Raw genomic sequence first — 15,910 nt, forward strand, 5'->3', positions numbered from 1 at the left:
TCGTCACCCCTTGCGGACGCGGGTCGTCTTCGTCGAGGCGGTGTCGAGCGCCATCTCGTCGGCCTTCTCCACCGCGCGCTTGAGCCGCACCGTGCCTTCGGCCTCGTTGTCGACGTCGACCACCTTCCGCAGCTTGGCGGTGGCCTCCTCGTTGCCGGTCTCCGCGGCGAGCTGCACCGCGCGCCCGAGCTTCGTCGTGGCCGTCGCCTCGTCGCCGGCGGCCTTCGCCGCCAGGCCCTCCTGGATCGCGGCGGCGAGCTCGGTCTGGCCGGTGTAGTGCGCGACCTGCTTGTCGATCCGCGTCGTGAGCTCGGAGTTGTTGGACCAGGTGGCCTTCACCAGGCCCTGGGTGACCACGTTGTCGCCGAGCGCGAGCTGGACGCGGGCGGCGAGCTGCTCCTGGCCGAGCGCCTTGGCGGCGACCCGGACCGCGACGTGGTAGTCGCGCGACTCGTCGGCCCACGCGCCGGTCGGGTAGTCGCGGGTCAGCGGGTTGACCGGGATCCCGCGGTCGGTGAGGTCCTCCAGGGTCGGCGCGACCTGGCGCACGAACAGCACCTGCGCGCCCTGGGGCGTCCAGACCCGGAGCTTGGCGTCGGCGACGCCGCGCGCCATCGAGGCCCGCATGATCTCCTGGAACTGCGCCCGCATCTCCTCGGGCCTGGGGATGATGTCGACCGTGCCCAGCAGCGCCTGGGCGATGCGGCGGATCTCGGCGACCTGCCAGTCGGTGCCCGCGCCGCGGCAGTCGCACTGGTAGTAGCCGGTCGCGCGGTTGATCGCCTCGTCGAGACGGCCCGGCCGCTCGCGGTTCTCTCCGTCGGTGAGCAGCAGCGCGTGACGCTGGGTCACCTGCGGGACGGAGGCGAAGACCTGGCCGGCGAGGTCGAGCCAGGTGGAGATCGCCGTACCGCCGCTGCCGACGAACCGGGCGATCGACGCCGACGCCTGCTGCCGGGCCTCGGGGGTCATCTGCACCAGCGCCGGCCCGCTCGTCACGGGCGGGTAGGCCAGCATCGCCCGGTCCGCGCCGGCGATGATGGCGAACCAGGTGCCGTCGACGATCTCGGCCAACGCGGCCTGGGCTGCGTCCTTGGCCGCCGCCATCGTCGCGGGGCCCATCGAGCCGGACGTGTCGACGATGATGATCTCGCCGGCGTCACCGCTCCCCGACTGGCCTGCGGTGCCCGCGCCCTTGCAGCTGATGGTGACGATCGCGTTGACGTCAGTCCCGCCGTCCGGCAGGAACTCGTTCTGGAAGACGGCGGTGGTGAACTCAGCCATCGGTGGGCCCTCCCTCTCCTGCTGCGGACGTCGGTTGGTTCGGCGTACCGGCATTCTGCACCGACGGTGGGGGCGGGGGTACGGCGCCCGTGGGCTCGGTCGGCGTGGCGGGCCCGGTCGTGGCCGATGTCGGCGGCGGCGGAGGCGGAGCGGCCGCCGTCTCCACGGTGGCCGGTGCCGGCTCGGGCAGCGGTCCGACGCGGGCGAGCGCGGCGGTGATGTTGTCGTGCCCGCCGGCCGCGTTGGCGAACGCCACCAGCCTGAGCGCGAGGTCCCCCGGGTTGGCGGGCCCGGCGGCGGCGATCTGGGCCGCGAGGGCCGCCGGGTCGGACGCGTAGTTCCACAGCCCGTCGGAGCAGGCGAGCAGCCAGCCCGGTCCCTCGATGTCGAGGAAGCCGACGGTCGGGACGAAGTCGTGGGAGTCCCGGCCCAGCCACTTGGTGATCGCGTGGGCGAACTCCCCCGTCTCGGCGACCTCCTTCGCGACGCCCTCGGAGATCTGCTGCTGGGCGATCGAGTCGTCGACCGTCAGCTTCACGGCGGGCCCGTCGTCCGGGAACCAGTAGGCCCGGGAGTCGCCGATCTGCGCGTGGGAGATCCGGGTCCCCTCGAGGACCGCGATCGTGCAGGTGGCCGAGGCCGGGTTCGGCGAGTCGGGGTCGGTGACGGCGAGGATCGCGTTCTGGGCAGCGGCAACCGCGTCCTGCAGCACCTTCGCCACGGCCGCCTCGCGGCTCTGCGGGGTGCCCATCCCGGCCGGGAGCGGCGTGCGCAGCACCTCGCGTGCGGCGCGGGCGCCGGCGAGGGAGGCGACGTCGGAGTCGATCGAGTTCGAGACCCCGTCGAGCACGACCAGGACGGCGCGCGAGCCCGGCTGCTCGCCGGCGAGCAGCGCCATCGCGTCCTCGTTGCGGCTCTTCTTGACGCCCTTGTCGCACACGCCGGCCACCCAGGACGCGGGGTCCTCGCGGAAGTGGTCGCGCGCGCTCGGGGCCTTGGTGCCGCACGAGAGGCAGTAGAGGTCGGGCCCGACCTCTCCCCCGCAGTTGGCACACGGCCGCCGGCCCGGGTCGGGCAGCGGGTCCGGCAGCGCGTCGACCGGGCGACGGGTCGGCGCGCTGATCGGTGCGTCGCCGAGGTCGTCGGCCGGCACCATCGTCGGCGGCGTCAGCGGCTGCGCGGCGGCCGCGACCTGGGCGCCGCACGACTCGCAGAAGCGGGCGCCGCCGGGCACCCCCGCTCCGCAGGACGGGCAGGCGGTCTCGGGCGCTGTGGTCGACTCCGTCATGTCAGGCTCCAGTTCCGTACGGCGTTCGCCTGGTTGACCAGGTCCACGCGCTCGTCGAGGTCACGGGCGTCGCGGGCGAGCAGGCGCAGGGCGTTCTCCAGGCCGTTCCGGATGTCCGGCTCGGACGCCGGGATCGAGCCGATGCGCACGCCCTTGCGGGGCGGGTTCTTCGCCACGACCGGAAGGGCCTCCTTGAGGATCCGCACGGTGTAGCGCTGGCGGGTCGAGCCGTCGACCGACGAGCTCTCGATGGTGGTCAGTGCCTGGTCCAGCACCACGAGGTCCATCGCGCTGCCGGCGAGCATCACCTCGGCCCGCTGCTGGCGGCTCTCGGTGTAGCCGCGGCTGGTGGTCGGCACCAGGTCGAGCGCGGCGACCGCGCCGGCCGTGTCACCGCGGTCGGCCCGGACCCGCGCCATCCCGAAGGCGGACGGGGCGACGTACGTCGCGTCGGTCGCCGCGCAGGTCTGGTAGAGGCCCTCGGCGACCTCGGGCTGGCCGCCCATCTCGCACGCGAACGCCAGCGCCAGCTTGGGCGCGAGCTCCCCGGGCACCTGCTGGTAGACCGCGTTGAACGACGCCTTCGCGGTCTCCCAGTCGTCCTGCTGAACGGCCGCCAGACCCTCCATCCAGAGCGCTCGCCACTCCCACGGGTCGTCGGCGAGGAGGTTGCCGGCGTAGCTCCGCGCCGCGGCGGCCTCGCCCAGCTCCAGCGCAGCCTTGCAGCGGGCCAGCCAGACCTCGGCGGTGTCCTCGGGCGCCGCGTCGAGGTCCTTGAGCCGCTGGCGCGGGTCGTCGCTGCTGATCGTGGAGAGCCAGCCGTACTGCGGGTCGGTGGTGTCCTCGCGCAGCTCGGGCAGGTGGGACCAGCTCGCGATCGCGCGGGCGACCGCCGGCGCCTCGAAGAGCACGGAGGCGGCGGACGTGAGCGCCGTCCCCTGGCGCCGCCGGGCCACGACCTCGCGCAGCACGCCGAGGAGCTGCGTCCGCAGCTCGTCGACCGAGGCGAACCGGTCGGCCGGGTCGGGCGCGCAGCACTTGGCGACGAGGTGGTAGAGCGAGTCGTACTGCTGGAAGAGCGGCGTCGACTCCACGGGCGGCAGGCTGTGCAGGTAGGTGCCCTGGTAGCCGCGGAACTCCATGGTCAGCACCAGGATCGTCCGGCCGATCGTGTAGATGTCGGAGGCCACCGACGGGCCGACCTCCGCCACCTCGGGCGCCTGGTAGCCGACCGTGCCGTAGATCGCCGACTCCTGGTCGTCGATCCGCCGAACCCCGCCGAGGTCGATCAGCTTCATCGCGTCGCCGACCTGGATCATGTTGTCGGGCTTGAAGTCGCAGTAGACCAGGCCGAGGTCGTGGAGGTATTGGAACGCCGGCAGCAGCTCGAGGATGTAGGCGAGCGCCTGGTCGACCGGCAGCGGGTCGTAGGCCCCGTTGTTGGCCCGCATCCGGTCCTTGAGGATCTGCTTGAGCGACTTGCCGCCGACGTACTCCATGACGATGTAGCCGGCGCCCTCGTGGGTCACGAAGTTGTAGATCTCGACGATCGCCGGGTGCTCGACCTGCGCCAGGAACTGCTGCTCCGCGATCGCGGCCGCGAGTGCGTCCGGGTCACCGGAGTTGAGCAGGCCCTTGAGGACCACCCAGCGGTTGGAGACGTTGCGGTCGCGGGCGAGGTAGATCCAGCCGAGGCCGCCGTGGGCGAGCGCGCCGGCGACCTCGTACTGCCCTGCCACCAGGTCGCCGCCCTGGAGCTTCGGCGTGAAGGAGAACTCCTGGCCGCAGTGAGGGCAGAAGCCCTCGCTCCGGCCCGGCCGGCCGTCGATGCTGCGACCGACCTTGTTGCCGCACCGCGAGCAGCTGCGCTTCTCCTCGGGGACCTGCGGGTTGGGCATGATCGCCTTGGCGGCGTCGACCGGCGGCGCAGGTGGGACGGTGGTGAGGCCCGCGCCGAGCCGGGCCGCACGCATCCGCTGCGACCCGGTGCGGGTGCGCCGGGTCGAGCCGGTGCCGGTGGTGCCGGCGCGCTTGGACCCGATCGCGGCCGACTGGACGCGGCTCGCCGAGGTCGCGACCGAGCCCTCGACCTGGGACACCGGCTCCGCCTCCACCCCGACGTTGGTCGAGCCTGTCGAGACCGGCGCTCCGGCCGCCGTACCGCAGACGTCGCAGTAGCCGTCGAGGATCTTGCCGCTGCAGCCCGGCTGCGCGCACGGCGTGCCGTTGCGGACGGACGGGCCAGCGGTGGCCGGGCCTGTCGTGACGCCGGTCGCCGGGGCGCCCACGGTCGCGGTGGGGACGTTGCTGGTGGCGGCGCCGACGGCCCCGCCAACAGGACCGGGCGCCCCGCACACGTCGCAGTAGCCGTCGAGGATGCTCCCGGTGCATCCCGGCTGCGTGCAGCTGCTCATCGGTGCCTCATGACTGGGAAGTCTCCTTCTGAAGCCAGGTCTGGTAGGTCGCCACCAGCTGGTGGGCCACGGTCATGGGGGCGGGCCGTCGGGCGAGCACGGCGCGCGCCTGCTTCTCGCTCTCGACCAGGTCGGGTTTGCCGGCCACTCCCAGCGCCTTCGCCTTGGCGACGTAGGCGTCGAGCAGTGCGACCAGCTCGGTGTGCTCGGCGAGCGCGTCGGCGTACTTGTGCTGCGCGAGCTCCAGCGCCTGCGAGACCCGGTCCAGCCGGTGGAGGTACCCGTCGATCTCGTCCGGCGTGACCGGCACCGGGCCGAGCGCCTCGACGTCGGGGATCGCGTAGCGCGGCGCAGTGTCGACGGTCGTCACGCAGGTGGCGGCGAGCTTCTCGAGGGCCTGCTCGCGGGCCTCGAGGTCCGTCCGCAGCTCGCGCGCCGAGAGCACCTTGGACCGCGCGTCGCGGCGGCGGGCGTTGCCGACGATGAGGTCGCGCTCGTACGTCGTCGCGTCCATCTCGAGCGGGCCGAGCATGCCACCGACGTCGGCGCCGCGCTCGGCGCGGTCGCTGATCTGCGCGAGGCGCGCCATCAGGCCGGCGAGCCTGTCCACGGCCTGGTCGCGGGTCGTCGCCGGCTCGAGCCCGACCTGGTCCCGGATCCGCTCCAGCTGCGCACGCAGCGCACGGATCCGGGCGACCTGCTCGGTCGCGTCGTGCGCCAGCGCCAGCTTGGTGCGCAGCTGCCCGGTGAGCGCGTCGTTGAGACGGCACGCCTCCGGCAGCGACACCGCGAGCCCGCCCGGCATGCCCGACGCGCCGTCGAGCCGCCCCCAGATCAGGGTCGAGATCCGCTCCCGCTCCTGCTGGAGCACCCGGCCGCCGTCCCAGGTGGCGAAGACCAGCTGGTAGCGGTCGTGGATCGCCTTCCACAGAGCCAGTGTCAGCGACATGTCGCCCACCAGCTCCTCACCCCGCCCCGCCGCGAGCGCCGCCCGGTCGAGCTCGTCGAGCTCGTCCTTGCGGGTGCGCAGCCAGGAGTCCAGCTCGGCGAGGTAGCGCTGGATGAGCGCCGGCTCGATGGCCTCGCCGAGCCGTCCGGGAGCGGTGGGTGCGGTGGTCATGGGAGCGTTCGTGGGTCCTATCGTCCGTAGACAGGCGTCGGCTGCTCGACGTCGTCGTCACGCTCGGGGTCGAGCAACGGCTGCAGCCACCGTCGGTAGGCGGCGTCCCAGGCTCCGGTCTGCATCTCCTCCAGCACGTAGTTGACGAAGCGCACCAGGTCGACGTCGTTCTGGTTGACCCCGATCCCGTACGGCTCGGCGCTCAGCGGCTGTTGTTCGGGCACGACGGCGTAGGGGTCCTGTGCCGCGAGTCCCGCCAGGACCGTGTCGTCACCGGTGATCGCGTCCACCTCGCCACGTTGGAACTTCACGAGGCACCCGGTGTGGTTGGACGCGGGCTCGGTGATCGCGTCGGGCTCCAGATCCTGGATCCTGCTGAGACTGGTCGACCCGGTCGGTGCGCACACCCGCAGACCAGCCAGGTCCGAGGGGTCGTGGTACTCCCCGTTCTCCTCGTCACCGTCGGCGAGCGACGTGCCGACGAGAACCTTCTGGCTCGCGTGGTAGTACTCCGCCGAGAAGGCGATGCAGCCCCACCGCTCGCTGTTGATCGTGAAGTTGCGGATCACGAGGTCGAGCTCGCCCTCCTCCAGCAGCGGGATCCGCTGAGCAGCCGTGATCACCCGTAGCTCGAGGTTGCGGCCGGTTTCGAATTCGTCGCCGAAGATGGCGCGACCGATCGCCTTCGCGAACTCGATGTCGAAGCCTTCGATCCGGTTGCCGAGCTCGGGGTTCTCAGAACCCATCAGGTAGGTGTCGGCAGACACACCGACGATCAGCCGCTCGCGGCCACGGATCTCGTCGAGCTTCGGCCCGGTGGGAACGCCCTCGCCCGGGTTGTAGGAGGCGACCGGATCGGTACCGGACTCGTCGGGCGTCTCGCAGTCCGGTTTGCTTTCCGGAGCCACCGCTTTCTTCTCCTCAGGGAGGGGGGTCTCGTCGTATCCGCATGCGGACACGAGCAGCGCCACCGCCGCGGTCGCAGCGGCCACCTTCGCCGAAAGTCTCATGCGTACTCCCTCCTTCGCGCGCCGATTCCTCGGGCGACGGCGACGGCGGCGGCGAAACCGAGGACCACGGTGAGAAGAGAGCCGATCAACGCCAGGGTGCGGCCCGCGCGCAGCTCGTCGGTGGTGGTGGCGGCGTTGTCGTCGACGAGCTTCTGCGCGGCCGCGTCGAACGCATCGAACGGCGCGTTCGAGCCGTTCGCACCGGCCGCGGTCGCGACTCGGAGCGCGGGACCTCGGAGGTCCTCGTTGTCGCTCCGGACGATGGCTTCGTGCTTGGCCACGTAGGCCTCCCACTCGTCGAGGATCGACCGATCGGCGACGTCGGTGACCACCTCGGCGGACTCCTGCCACAACGGCTCGTAGGTCGCGCCGGACCCTCGCTTCACCAACCGCAGGCTCTCGTAGGCCTTGGCGTCGTTGCCGGCCGTCCGCGCCTCTGCCTGGTCGACCGCCATCCGCAGCTCCTCGTCCTGGAGGCCGTCGTTCTGACTGTCAGCACGCCACGCGGCGATTGCTGCGACCAGGGTCGTCACGACCACGATCACGCCCGCGACGGCGACGCCGACGTTGACGTACCGGCGGAACCGTCGGGCGAGCTGCAGGTTCAACCAGACGAGCACCCCCACGGCCGCGAGCCCGACGAGCAGCAACCAGAACGGATGCTGGCCTCCCATCGAGTCGTCGGCGCGCTCGGAGTTCGCCGTGACCAGGTTCTCGAGGATCGGCAGGGCGTCGGCCCTGAGCGCCGCGCTGGCTCCGCTCAGGTACTCCTTGCCGACAGGCCAGTTCTGACGCAGGTTCGATCTCGCCTCTGCGATGGCGGTCGCGTAGGCGCTCACCTCGACGTTGAGCGCCGCCAGCGCGTTCTCGTCTGCCGGCTGGGCCTCGGCTGCCTGGGCGATGAGCGTGAAGACCCGCGCGATCGCGGCGTCGTACTCGGTGTCCCGGTCGGCGATCTGCTCCGGATCGCCCGAACCACCGATCAGGGCGAGGTTGGTCGCGATCGCATCCGCACGCAGCAGCGTGGACTGGATCTCCTGCACCCGCACGAGCTGCTCGGTGTCGTCGGCGGCGCGCCCGTCGGACTGGTAGGAGAGGAACTGGATGAGGGCGCTCAGCAGGCCGAAGGCCAGGACGGTCGCGATGCCGATGATCTGCAGCCGGTTGAGGAGGGAAGGGGTGTCCTCGACACCGGCGCCCACCGGCTTGCCGGTGGGCGCGGGCCAGAAACCCTGGCGGGACCGGGCGGGCGCCGGCTTCATCCGCGGCGAAGGCGCCGCTGCGAGCTGGGTCATGAGGTCTCCTCCTGCGACTCCTGCGCGTCCGCTACCGGCTCCAACGCGTCGACGACCTCGGCAGGTTCCGCGTCGTCGGGCGGCAGCAGGGTGCCGTCCTCCGCGACGGGTTCGACGGCGGGCTCCTCCGGCTCGTCATCGGGTACGACGAGGTCGTCGGCCTCGAGCGACCGCAGCTGCTCGAGGGTCGGCTCCTTGATGTCGCGCAGCCGCCAGGCGTGGTGGCCGATGGCCGCCTCGAGCATGTTGCGCACGAAGCGGGCGTTGCCGAACGACGGACCTCGCGGCGCGTCCGCGAGGATCTCGCGCAGCCGGGCGAGGACCTCCTCCCCCGCGTCGTAGTCGGCGTTGCCGACCATCTGCTCGAAGATCGCGACCAGCTCGTCGTCGGTGTAGTTCTGGAACTCGATCATCGTGCGGAACCGGCTCTCGAGACCCGGGTTCTCGGAGATGAAGATAGCCATCGGCAGCGGGTAGCCCGCGACGATCACGACGAGGTCGTCGCGCTTGTCCTCCATCTCCTTGACCAGGGTGTCGATGGCCTCCTTGCCGTACTGGTCGCCGGCGAGTGAGTAGGCCTCGTCGATGAAGAGCACACCGCCCTCGGCGGACTTCACGACCTCGGCCGTCTTCTGTGCGGTCTGGCCGAGGTAGCCGGCCACCAGCTCTGACCGGTCGACCTCCACCAGCTGCCCCTTGGAGAGCAGCCCGAGGGCGCGGTAGATGCCGGCGACGAGCCGCGCGACGGTGGTCTTGCCGGTGCCGGGGTTGCCGTTGAAGACCAGGTGCCGCGTGATCGTCGGGGTGTCGAGGCCCGCCTTCTTCCGCAGCCCCTCGACCCGCAGCACGGCGGCCTGCCGGTGGATCTCGTCCTTGACGTTCTTCAGTCCGATCAGCGCGTCGAGCTCGGCGAGCAGCTCCTCGACGGTCTTGGTCGGCTCCTCGGGCTTCGGCTCCTCGGCCGTCGGCTTGTCGGGCTCCTGCGTCGCCGTCCGGGTGTTGTCGGCACCGGCGGTCTCGACGCCCGGCGCAGGGGCGTCGGAGGTGGGCGCGTCGCCGGCCGGGGCACCGGTCCCGGGCAGGTTGGCCCCACCCATCGCCTCGAGCTGGCGGCGTACCTGGTCGCCCACCCGGCGGACCTGGTCGAGCATCTCGTCGCCGACGCCGGGGACCGGTTGGCGGGTGGGGAGGTCGAATGCCCCGCCGGACGGCGGCAGCCCGGTCGACAGGTTGGCGCCGCTGCCGAGCTGGGCGGTGGTGACGGTGGCGGCGGCGCCGACGGCGTCGGGACCGGCCTGGCCGAGACGGCTGGCGGCGAGCGCGACGTCGGCGAGCGCACCGGCGTACGACGCCGCGTGGGGCGACTTCTCGAGGTGGAGCTGGGACATCGCCGGTGTCGGCCCGGCGCGGAACCGGTTGCCCTGCTTGGCCGCGACGAAGAACTCCTCCGTCGCGCCGGGCCGCCCGGTCTGCTCGCACCAGTCGACGAACGCGCCCTTGGACCGCTCGGCGACGGTCGCGGCGAGGGCCTCTCCCTCGGCGCGGGCGGTCGCCTCGTCGACACCGGCCTCACGGGCGGCGGCGACGAGCGCGTTCAGACAGTCGGCCAGCGAGGCGTTCACGGAGCTCCCAGGGTGAGGTCGTGGCCGCCGTCGGCGGTGTGGCCGAACTTGGCCTCGAGGAATCGGCCGTGCGCGATCAACGCCTGGGCGTCGGCGCGGTTGGCGGCGTCGAAGATCTTGTCCATCGTCACCCCGAGCAGCTCGAGCTGCTCGATGAGCACCATCAGGGACGTCTTGTTGCCGTCGATCGGCCGGGTGTCGGCCCACTCTCGGGGCAGCCGGAGGTAGCCACCGACTGCCTCGGGGAGGTACTCCGTCGCCGTCGCCATCAGCGAGTAACCGTCCTGGCTGCCGAGGCCGAGGTCGTCCAGCCGCGGCAGGGTCTGGTGGATGGTGCGCGCGATCTTCACGACCCGGGAGATCACCACCGGTGGAGCGTTGCCCTCACGCAGCATCGCGTTGACGCGGTTGAGGGCCGCCAGGATGTCCTTGTCGGTCGGCGGAGGCGGGACGACGTACTCCGCGGACCCGGCGGCACCGTTGTTGTCGTCCTCGCCGCGGAGCTTCCGGAACCACGACCCAAGACCCACTCGTCAGGCCTGGATGTCGAGGGTGCCGGCAGCGTTGCGCTGGTCGTGGCGCTGCACCCGCTCGAGGTAGGACTTCGACTTCTCGACCTCGGTCTCGAGGACCCCGATCGTGGTCGACATCGTGTCGAGCGCCTTGAGCTTGAACTCGTCGATCGAGTCCATCGTCGCGTAGATGTTGGCGAACGCCGCCTGGAGCTGCTCCATGCCGATCGTCGAGGAGGCGGCCTGCTCCTGGATCTTCGCGGAGTTCTCCTTGAGCATCTCCGAGGTCCGCTGGATCATCGTCGACGTCGTCGTGTTGAGCGCGGTGATCTGGTCGAGGACCAGCTTCTGGTTGGTCAGCGCCTGCGCCACGATGACCGCGGTCCGCAGCGCGGACATGGTGGTCGTGGTCGCCCGGTCGACGCCCTTGATCAGCTCGATGTTGTTCTTGATGATGATGTCGATCGCCAGGTAGGCCTGGATCGAGACCGCGAGCTGGGTCAGCAGGTCCTGGTGCTTCTGCCGGACGTAGAACAGCACGTCCTGGCTCAGCGTCTTGGCTCCCTCGGGGTCGGTCAGCTCCATCTCCGCGATCTTCGCCGAGAGCTTCGCGTCGAGCCGCTCGGCGACGTAGATGTACTGGTTGAGACGACCCATCACCGCCCAGAGGTTGGTCTTCTCGAGGTTGAGCGCGACGTTGTCCTTGGTCAGCTCGTCCTGGCCGCTGCGGAGGCTGTGCAGGATGCCGTTGAGCTGGCTCTGCGACGACTGGTACTTGCGGAAGTAGTCCTCGACCTTGTCGTTGAACGGGAGCATGTCCCAGAACTTCTTCGCGCCCTTGGCCTGGCCGGGGTCGAGGTCCTCGACCGTGCGGCGCAGCGCGAGCAAGGTCTTTCCGACGTCGGAGCTCTGCGAGATCGCGCCGTTCTTGAGCGCGGACACCGGCTTGTCGAGCATCCGGTTGGAGGTCTCGGCGGCGCGCCGGATGTCGGCGTCGCCCATGGTGCGGACGTTCTCGGCCTGGGCGGCGAACCCCGGACTGCCGACCGGCTCGCTGCTGAGCGCGGTGAGGAAGCTGTCGACCTTGGAGTCGAGCTCGGGAACCATCTCGGGCGACACCTGGGGCGCCATCTTCGGCGCCTGCGTCTCGACGACGGGCTTGGGGGCCTCGGGGACGGTGAGGGTCAGCACGGGCTCAGGGGGAGCGAGCGGGCTCGGCTCGGGTGCTGCAGCGGAACCATCGGTGGTCATGCTGGTGAGCCTAACCACTTGGACCACGACGCACACCGGGGAAAGCCACGACCTCACCCCGAAGAACGAACAGGTCTAGTCCAGGGTCGGCGCGGCGCCCAGGTCCGGCGCGTCGATGTCGACCAGGCACCACGGCAGGAACAGCTGCGTGAGCGGGCCGATCGTGAGGGCGTACACGACGGTGCCGGCGCCGAGGACGCCGCCCAGCAGCAGCCCGACGAGCACGACCGCGACCTCGAGCAGGGTACGGACCAGCCGCAGCGAGAGGCCGGTACGGCGGTGCAGGCCGGTCATGAGCCCGTCGCGTGGGCCGCGGCCGAGCTGGGCGCCGATGTAGAGGCCCGTCGCGAGGCCGCAGAGCACGACCCCGCCCACCATGAGGCCGATCCGCGCGGCCAGCGCGGACGGCTCGTCGAGCACCCAGAGAGTCGCGTCGGCGGAGAGCCCGACGAGCAGCGCGTTGGCGATGGTGCCGATGCCGGGCTGCTCGCGCAGCGGGATCCACAGCAGCAGCACGACGAAGCTCATCACCACGACGGCCTGGCCGAGCGTCATCGGCAGGTGCTCGATGAGGCCGGAGTGCAGCACGTCCCACGGCGCCAGGCCGACGTTGCCGCGCACCATCAGGCCGAGGCTGACGCCGTACAGGACCAGGCCGATCACCAGCTGCGGGAGCCGACGTCCCAGGCGGCCGGCGCGCAGCTGCGCGACGGGGCCGAGGTCGGCGAGGACCCGTGCTGGGGGGTGGGCGGCAACGGTCGTCATGCCCACCAGCATGGCGGCCAGTGGTCTGGTCTCAAATAGCCACTTGTGATCTACTGGACTGCATGTCGCAGTCCATTTCTGCCGCCCGGGTGTCCACTCTCGTCGGAGACTTCCCCCGCTCCCCCGCGTACGTCGGACTGGCCGACGCGCTGCGGGAGCTGATCGGCGACGGGCGGATCGGCTACGGGACCCGGCTGCCGAGCGAGCGGGACCTGACTGCGGCCCTCGGCGTCTCACGCACCACGGTCACGCGGGCCTACGCCACGCTCCGGGACAGCGGCTACGCCGAGGCGCGGCACGGCTCGGGCACGTTCACCCGGCTCCCCGGCGGGCCGACCCGCGCGCACGACCGCGCCCTGTGGCCGACCAACGTGAGCTCCGGCGTGATCGACCTGGTCTGCGCGGCGGCGACCGCCCCGCCCGGCATCGCCGCCGTCTACGCCGAGGCCGCGGCAGCCATCCCCGCCCACCTCGGCAACCACGGCTACTACCCCGCCGGGCTGCCCGACCTGCAGGCGGCGATCGCCGCGTCGTACGACGCCCGCGGCCTGCCGACCTCGCCCGACCAGATCATCGTCACCGCGGGTGCGCTCGCCGCGACAGCGGTCGTTGGCAGGGCCCTCGCCGGCCCGCGGGACCGAGTGCTCATGGAGTCACCGACGTACCCCAACGCGGTGCAGGCACTGCGGACCGGCGGCGGACGCCTCGTCACCGTGCCGCTCGACCCCGACGGCTGGGACCTCGACACCGTCGCCGGCGTGCTCGCCAAGCGGTCGCCGCGGCTGGTCCACGTCATGCCCGACCACCACAACCCGACCGGCCTGGTGATGTCGGAGCGGGACCGGGCGGCGTACGCGCGGCTGCTGGCCGAGCACGGCGCGACCGCCGTGGTCGACGAGGCGCACCACATGCTGCAGCTCGGCGAGGCACCGCCGCTGCGCCCGTTCGCGTCGTACGCCAAGGACGCCGTGACCGTCGGCAGCGCCAGCAAGAGCGTGTGGGGCGGCCTGCGGCTCGGCTGGATCCGAGCGCCCCACGACCTGGTCGACCAGCTGACCCGGGCGCGGGTCGGGCAGGACCTCGGCGCCCCGGTGCTCGAGCAGATCGTGCTGACCCGGTTGCTGACCGGCGACATCGACGCCGTCCTCGCCCCGCACCTGCAGCGGCTGCGCGAGCAGCGGGACGCCCTGTGCGCCGCACTGGCGGCCGAGCTGCCGGACTGGACCTTCCGCAAGCCCGCCGGCGGCATGGCCCTGTGGTGCCACCTGCCCGAGGCCGGCGCGACCGCGCTGTCGGTCGAGGCCGAGCGCCACGGCGTCCTGCTCGCTCCCGGCCCGTCCTTCGCCCCCGAGGGCGGCCTCGACCGCTACCTGCGGATCCCCTACACCGTGCCGGCCCACGACCTCGAGGACGCCGTACGCCGCATCGCCGCCGCCTGGGCCGTGGTCACCCGGGCGGGCGCCGGGGCCGCGACTGTGCCGGTGCGGGGAAGGCGGGCCGGGGTGCTGGTCGCTTGATGGCGAGACAGTTTTGTACGCCCAGCGAGAGTTTCACCGGCCGGCCGGTGAATTTGTCTCTTGGCCGATGAAGCTTCGTACGCCCAGCGTGAGTTTCTCCGGCCGGCCGGTGAAACTGTCTCCCGCCGTCAGACCAGATCCACCGCACGGATCGACGTGGCACTGATCGACGACTCGATCTCGGCGAGGGTCTCGGCGGGGATGGCCGAGTCGACCGACAGGGCGACCAGGGCCTTGCCGCCCTTGCTGTCGCGGGCCACCTGCATGCCGGCGATGTTGACCTCGGCGTCGCCGAGGATCTGGCCGACGGTGCCGACCATGCCCGGTCGGTCGTCGTAGGTGAAGAACGCCAGGTGGTCGGTCGGCTCGATGTCGATGTCGTAGCCGTTGACCTCGACCAGCCGCTCGCGCTGGTGGATGCCGATCAGGGTGCCGCTGACCGAGACCTGCGCGCCGTCGGCGAGGGTGCCACGGATCGTGATCAGGTTGCGGTGGTCGGCGCTCTCCGGGTCGGTGACGAGGCGTACGGCGATGCCCCGCTCGGCCGCGAGCAGCGGCGCGTTGACGTAGGACACCTGGTCCTCCACGACGCTGCTGAACACGCCCTTGAGGGCAGCCAGCTCGAGGACCTTCACGTCGTGCTCGGTGATCTCGCCGCGGACCTCGACGTCGAGCTGCTGGGCGACCTCGCCGGCGACGCCGGTGAAGATCTGGCCGAGCTTCTCGGTGAGGGGGATGCCGGGACGGACGTCCTCGGCGATCACGCCGCCCTGGACGTTGACCGCGTCGGGGACGAGCTCGCCGGCGAGCGCCAGCCGGACCGACTTCGCGACGGCGATGCCTGCCTTCTCTTGCGCCTCGTCGGTCGATGCGCCGAGGTGCGGGGTGGCGACGACGTTCTCGAGCTCGAAGAGCGGGCTGTCGGTGCACGGCTCCTTGGCGAAGACGTCGAGGCCGGCAGCGGCGATGCGGCCGGTCTTCAGGGCGTCGTAGAGCGCCGCCTCGTCGACGATGCCGCCGCGGGCGGCGTTGACGAGCACCAGCGAGGGCTTGGCCTGCGCGAGCTGCTCGGCACCGATCAGGCCCTGGGTCTCGGGGGTCTTCGGCAGGTGGACCGACATGAAGTCGGACTCGGCGAGCAGGACGTCGAGGTCGACCAGACGGACGCCCATCTGCGCGGCGCGTCCGGCCTGCACGTAGGGGTCGTAGGCGATGACGTTCATCCCGAACGCGCTCAGGCGCTGGGCGACGAGCACCCCGATCCGGCCCAGACCGACGATGCCGACGGTCTTCTCGTAGAGCTCGATGCCGCTGTACTTCGACCGCTTCCACTCGCCGTTCTTGAGCGCGGAGTGGGCGGGCGAGATGTGGCGAGCGGCGGCGAGCATCAGCGCAACGGCGAGCTCAGCGGCGGAGACGATGTTGGAGGTCGGCGCGTTGACGACCATCACGCCGGCCTGCGTGGCGGCCTTCACGTCGACGTTGTCGAGGCCGACGCCGGCGCGGGCGACGACCCGCAGGCGGTTGGCGGCGGCCAGCGCCTCGGCGTCGACCTTCGTCGCGGAACGCACCAGGATCGCGTCGACGTCGGCGATCGCCGGGAGCAGCTCGGCACGGTCGGCGCCGTTGCAGTGACGGATCTCGAAGTCCGGGCCCAGCGCCTCGACAGTGGCAGGGCTGAGCTCTTCGGCGATGAGAACGACGGGACGGTCAGTCACAGCAGGTGTCCTTCGGGAGGATCGTGCGCGGAGAGAGGTTTGCACGACGCTGTGCCGCTCCTCACGGTACCGGACCACCGTTGCTTGTCACGAACCTGTGTCAGGTCCCGGGCG

At 71.6% G+C, this 15,910-nt stretch carries 12 protein-coding genes; 1 reads left to right on the forward strand and 11 read right to left on the reverse strand.

The genetic code is table 11. From position 1 onward, the window contains the following. Positions 1–3 precede the first annotated feature (3 nt). The 10 genes from F0U47_RS17540 to yczE form a co-directional block, all read right to left on the reverse strand. Positions 4–1,284 (reverse strand): vWA domain-containing protein, encoded by a 1,281-nt coding sequence (locus F0U47_RS17540; RefSeq protein WP_149751780.1) that lies wholly within the window; start codon positions 1,282–1,284, stop codon positions 4–6. Then, the gene (locus F0U47_RS17545; protein ID WP_149751781.1) at positions 1,277–2,572 is read right to left on the reverse strand and encodes a protein phosphatase 2C domain-containing protein; all 1,296 of its coding nucleotides are present in this window, start codon (positions 2,570–2,572) and stop codon (positions 1,277–1,279) included. The genes F0U47_RS17540 and F0U47_RS17545 overlap by 8 nt, the downstream gene beginning before the upstream one ends. Further along, the gene (locus tag F0U47_RS17550; RefSeq protein ID WP_149751782.1) at positions 2,569–4,986 is read right to left on the reverse strand and encodes a serine/threonine-protein kinase; all 2,418 of its coding nucleotides are present in this window, start codon (positions 4,984–4,986) and stop codon (positions 2,569–2,571) included. The genes F0U47_RS17545 and F0U47_RS17550 overlap by 4 nt, the downstream gene beginning before the upstream one ends. 7 nt (positions 4,987–4,993) lie before the next feature. Then, complete coding sequence (locus F0U47_RS17555; RefSeq protein WP_149751783.1) at positions 4,994–6,106, reverse strand: hypothetical protein; 1,113 nt, start codon at positions 6,104–6,106, stop codon at positions 4,994–4,996. Between the two features lie 17 nt (positions 6,107–6,123). Next, a complete protein-coding gene (locus tag F0U47_RS17560) occupies positions 6,124–7,116 on the reverse strand; it encodes a glutamate ABC transporter substrate-binding protein (protein WP_149751784.1) in 993 nt (330 codons plus the stop codon). Next, on the reverse strand, positions 7,113–8,411 hold the full coding sequence (locus F0U47_RS17565) for a GlnX family signal transduction membrane protein (protein ID WP_149751785.1): 1,299 nt from the start codon (positions 8,409–8,411) through the stop codon (positions 7,113–7,115). The genes F0U47_RS17560 and F0U47_RS17565 overlap by 4 nt, the downstream gene beginning before the upstream one ends. Next, positions 8,408–10,033, reverse strand: coding sequence for an AAA family ATPase (locus F0U47_RS17570; RefSeq protein ID WP_246159682.1), 1,626 nt, complete (start codon positions 10,031–10,033; stop codon positions 8,408–8,410). The genes F0U47_RS17565 and F0U47_RS17570 overlap by 4 nt, the downstream gene beginning before the upstream one ends. Beyond that, positions 10,030–10,563, reverse strand: coding sequence for a hypothetical protein (locus tag F0U47_RS17575; protein WP_149751786.1), 534 nt, complete (start codon positions 10,561–10,563; stop codon positions 10,030–10,032). Before F0U47_RS17575 ends, F0U47_RS17570 begins: the two co-directional genes overlap by 4 nt. 3 nt (positions 10,564–10,566) lie before the next feature. Continuing rightward, on the reverse strand, positions 10,567–11,796 hold the full coding sequence (locus F0U47_RS17580; protein ID WP_149751787.1) for a toxic anion resistance protein: 1,230 nt from the start codon (positions 11,794–11,796) through the stop codon (positions 10,567–10,569). 75 nt (positions 11,797–11,871) lie between these two features. Next, positions 11,872–12,561, reverse strand: a complete 690-nt coding sequence (gene yczE / locus F0U47_RS17585; protein ID WP_149751788.1) for a membrane protein YczE — start codon at positions 12,559–12,561, stop codon at positions 11,872–11,874. Between the two features lie 62 nt (positions 12,562–12,623). Here yczE and yczR point away from each other — a divergent pair, with 62 nt between their 5' ends. Continuing rightward, on the forward strand, positions 12,624–14,078 hold the full coding sequence (gene yczR, locus F0U47_RS17590) for a MocR-like transcription factor YczR (RefSeq protein ID WP_149751789.1): 1,455 nt from the start codon (positions 12,624–12,626) through the stop codon (positions 14,076–14,078). 128 nt (positions 14,079–14,206) lie between these two features. On the opposite strand, the gene serA is transcribed toward yczR, so the two are convergent. After that, positions 14,207–15,796, reverse strand: coding sequence for a phosphoglycerate dehydrogenase (gene serA / locus F0U47_RS17595; protein WP_149751790.1), 1,590 nt, complete (start codon positions 15,794–15,796; stop codon positions 14,207–14,209). Between the last annotated feature and the right edge of the window lie 114 nt (positions 15,797–15,910).

It is taken from the genome of Nocardioides antri, assembly GCF_008373765.1.
In the GTDB taxonomy this organism is placed as follows: domain Bacteria; phylum Actinomycetota; class Actinomycetes; order Propionibacteriales; family Nocardioidaceae; genus Nocardioides; species Nocardioides antri.

Bases quoted from the DNA above. Each gene is read 5' to 3' on its own strand.
- yczR (WP_149751789.1), top strand. From the start codon at position 12,624: ATGTCGCAGTCCATTTCTGCCGCCCGGGTGTCCACTCTCGTCGGAGAC.
- yczE (WP_149751788.1), bottom strand. From the start codon at position 12,561: ATGACGACCGTTGCCGCCCACCCCCCAGCACGGGTCCTCGCCGACCTC.
- F0U47_RS17560 (WP_149751784.1), bottom strand. From the start codon at position 7,116: ATGAGACTTTCGGCGAAGGTGGCCGCTGCGACCGCGGCGGTGGCGCTG.
- F0U47_RS17565 (WP_149751785.1), bottom strand. From the start codon at position 8,411: ATGACCCAGCTCGCAGCGGCGCCTTCGCCGCGGATGAAGCCGGCGCCC.
- F0U47_RS17550 (WP_149751782.1), bottom strand. From the start codon at position 4,986: ATGAGCAGCTGCACGCAGCCGGGATGCACCGGGAGCATCCTCGACGGC.
- F0U47_RS17540 (WP_149751780.1), bottom strand. From the start codon at position 1,284: ATGGCTGAGTTCACCACCGCCGTCTTCCAGAACGAGTTCCTGCCGGAC.
- F0U47_RS17545 (WP_149751781.1), bottom strand. From the start codon at position 2,572: ATGACGGAGTCGACCACAGCGCCCGAGACCGCCTGCCCGTCCTGCGGA.
- F0U47_RS17555 (WP_149751783.1), bottom strand. From the start codon at position 6,106: ATGACCACCGCACCCACCGCTCCCGGACGGCTCGGCGAGGCCATCGAG.
- F0U47_RS17580 (WP_149751787.1), bottom strand. From the start codon at position 11,796: ATGACCACCGATGGTTCCGCTGCAGCACCCGAGCCGAGCCCGCTCGCT.